At 61.7% G+C, this 3,090-nt stretch carries 2 protein-coding genes; one reads left to right on the forward strand and one right to left on the reverse strand.

Annotation, left to right across the window (positions count from 1 at the left end):
- Positions 1 to 140 precede the first annotated feature (140 nt).
- Complete coding sequence (locus B0W55_RS29135) at positions 141 to 1,664, reverse strand: AhpA/YtjB family protein (protein ID WP_077049350.1); 1,524 nt, start codon at positions 1,662 to 1,664, stop codon at positions 141 to 143.
- Between the two features lie 135 nt (positions 1,665 to 1,799).
- On the opposite strand from B0W55_RS29135, the gene serB reads away from it, so the two are divergent.
- Positions 1,800 to 3,014, forward strand: coding sequence for a phosphoserine phosphatase SerB (gene serB / locus B0W55_RS29140; RefSeq protein WP_077049351.1), 1,215 nt, complete (start codon positions 1,800 to 1,802; stop codon positions 3,012 to 3,014).
- The last annotated feature ends 76 nt before the right edge of the window (positions 3,015 to 3,090 follow it).

Consider the following 3,090-nt stretch of genomic DNA (forward strand, 5'->3'; position numbering starts at 1 on the left):
CTCCCACAGTCGACCGAGTTCCATCAGGGGGATGCGGTCAACTGTGGGAGCGGGCTTGCTCGCGAAGGCGTCCGGACGGGCAACAAAGAAGCCCGCAGACGATCACTCGTCTGCGGGCTTCTTTACATCTGGCTTAAGGCTTACGCCCGACGCTCATGCATCCGCGCCAGTTGCCGCTCCAGCATCGACGGATAAGGCTCCATCAAGCGTTCCACGCAGCAAGCGCCCTCGGGGCTGGCGATCGGTCGAATGCGTGCGCGCTGGCGAATCAAGGCGTCGTCACTGATCTTGCGCTCCACCAGCAGCAGGTTGCGGCTGTGTTGCGACAGGGCCAGGGCGTCCTGGGCAGGATCGGTCAGCAGCAGGTCGATCTGGCTCAGACCGAACAAATCGTCGCCCAGGGTCAGGCCCAGTTGCAATTGCAGGGTGATGCCGCTGTCGGCGACCTCGATCTGCAATTGGTGGCCCAGCGCTCGCAACAGTTCACCGCAGCAGATGGCGTTGGTCAGGTAGTCATCGCCGCTGTCTTCGGTATGGAACAGCATCAGCGTGCTGCCATCGTTCAGGGTGTGCAGTTCGCTCTGGTAGAGCGAGGCAGCCTGGTCGAGGCAATCGCGATAGCGTTTGAGCAGTTCTTCCAGGCGCGTGCGGGGCAGGCGGCGCAGTTGCTCCTGAGAACCCAGTTGCACCGCCAGAACCGCACTGTGCTGCGGCACATTGGAAACCACCGGTTTGGCCAGCGGCTTGGCTGCGCTGTCCGGTGCATCGTCGAGCAGATCGGCGAAGGCGTCTTCGTCGTCATCATCTTCCACGGTGCTGACGACCCGCCGAGGTGCCGCTTTCATGGCCGCCATCGGGCGGGTTTCGTCGAAGCTCGGGTCGCGCAGGTTGCGCACTTCGAACCCCGGCTCGGCCTCGTCGTCTTCGATGTCGTCGAACTCAGGCTCCGGCACAGGCTCGGGCTCTGCCGGTTCCGGAGCGAAACTGGCGTGCAGCTGGCGAGCCAGGTCGCCGATTTCGTCCTGACGATCGGTGCCGGGGGTGTACTCGTCGATATGGCGCAGCCACACCCGCAATTGCAGGAGCGGCGTGGAGATATGCCGACCCAGGCGCAGGCTCAGGGCCAGGGACAGCGCCAGCAGGATCGCACTCAAAATGCCCATGCTCTGCAGGCTGATGGTCATCGGCTGCTGGAACTGGTCCATGTCCAGGCTGATGCGCAACTGCCCGGCGGTCACGTCCTGGAAGGTGATCTTGCTCTGATAAATGCCTTCGGCTTCACCCAGCAGGCCGTGCTTGGGGCGCTGACCGGCCTCGGCAAGGATGCGGTTATCCATGCTGTAGATGGCCGCGTGGGCCACCAGCTTGTTCTTGGTCAGGTTGTTGAGCAGCACGTTGAGGCTGAGGATGTCGTTGGACACCAACAGCTCGGTGGCCGAGGTGGCCGTCTGCGTGGTCAGGCTTTCGCCCAGCGCATCTGCCTGCTCGTGCATGGCCTGCTTGAACTGCAGGCCCATCACACCGGCATAGATCACCAGGGCCAGAGCGACCAGGATCACGTTATGGCTGGCGATGCGCAATGCAATCGGTACACGGCGATGGCGCAGTGCCCGGAAGATCAGCAGAAAGAAGTTATCGGTTTTTACTGGCGTGGGCCGGTTCACTTGAGCTCGGCTCTTTTGTCCGTGAAGTTGACGCGCAGTATAGCGAGAGGCCCTAGACCGGCAAAGCGCTCACGGTGCCCGATGGTCACTGAAAGTGGGTAGAATGCGGTTTTTTTCCACCTGCGGGGGTGCGCCTTGCGCGAAATCGTCCTGATAAACATCACGGGAGTCGACCGTCCGGGTCTGACTGCGGCCATTACCGGCGTTCTGGCCCAGGGTGGTGTGAACATTCTCGACATCGGTCAGGCGGTGATCCACGACACCCTGTCGTTCGGCATCCTGGTTGAAATTCCCGATACCGAACAAGGCAAGTCAGTGCTCAAGGACATTCTGTTCAAGGGCTATGAGCTCGATCAACAGGTGCGTTTCACGCCTGTGTCCGAACAGGATTACCAGCAGTGGGTCGGCAATCAGGGCAAAAAACGCCACATCGTGACCTTGTTGACCCGCAAAGTGACCGCCGGCCAATTGCAGGCCGTGAGCTCGATCACCGCCAAGTACGGTCTGAACATCGACCACATCGATCGACTGTCCGGGCGCATGCCGCTCGATACCCCGGCCGATAAAGGCAAGGGTTGCATCGAATTCTCCGTGCGCGGCGAAGCGGCCGATCCCCAAGCGTTGCGCGCCGAGTTCCTCAGCGTGGCCCAGGAACTGAACGTCGACATTGCCTTCCAGGAAGATTCGCTGTTCCGTCGCAACCGTCGCCTGGCGGTGTTCGACATGGACTCGACCCTGATCGAAGCCGAAGTCATCGACGAACTGGCCAAGGCGGCCGGCGTGGGCGACAAGGTCTCGGAAATCACCGAACGGGCGATGGCCGGTGAATTGGATTTCCGTGCCAGCTTCAAGGAGCGCCTGGCGCTGCTCAAGGGCCTGGACGTGGGTGTGCTGGATTCGATCGGCGCTTCGCTGCGCCTGACCGAGGGCGCCGAAACCCTGTTCGCCGAACTCAAGCGCCTGGGCTACAAGACGGCAATCCTGTCCGGTGGCTTCACCTACTTCGCCAGGCAATTGCAGGCAAAGCTGGGCATCGACTACGTGTTCGCCAACGAGCTGGAAGTGGTCGACGGCAAAGTCACCGGCGTGGCGGTCGAGCCGATCGTCGATGCGCAGCGCAAGGCTGATCTGTTGAAGGAACTGGCGCACAAGGAAGGGTTGCGTCTGGAGCAGACCATTGCGGTCGGCGACGGCGCCAACGATTTGCCGATGCTGGCGATTGCCGGGTTGGGCGTGGCGTTCCGCGCCAAGCCACTGGTCAAGCAGTCGGCCAAACAGGCGATTTCTACCTTGGGTCTGGACGGCGTGCTGTACCTGCTGGGGTTCCGTGACCGCGACGGTCAGCTTTGATACACCCGTAACAAATGTGGGAGCGGGCTTGCTCGCGAATGCGGTGGGTCAGATAAACATACACTGACTGACACAC

The organism is Pseudomonas sp. KK4, assembly GCF_001984065.1.
Lineage (GTDB): Bacteria > Pseudomonadota > Gammaproteobacteria > Pseudomonadales > Pseudomonadaceae > Aquipseudomonas.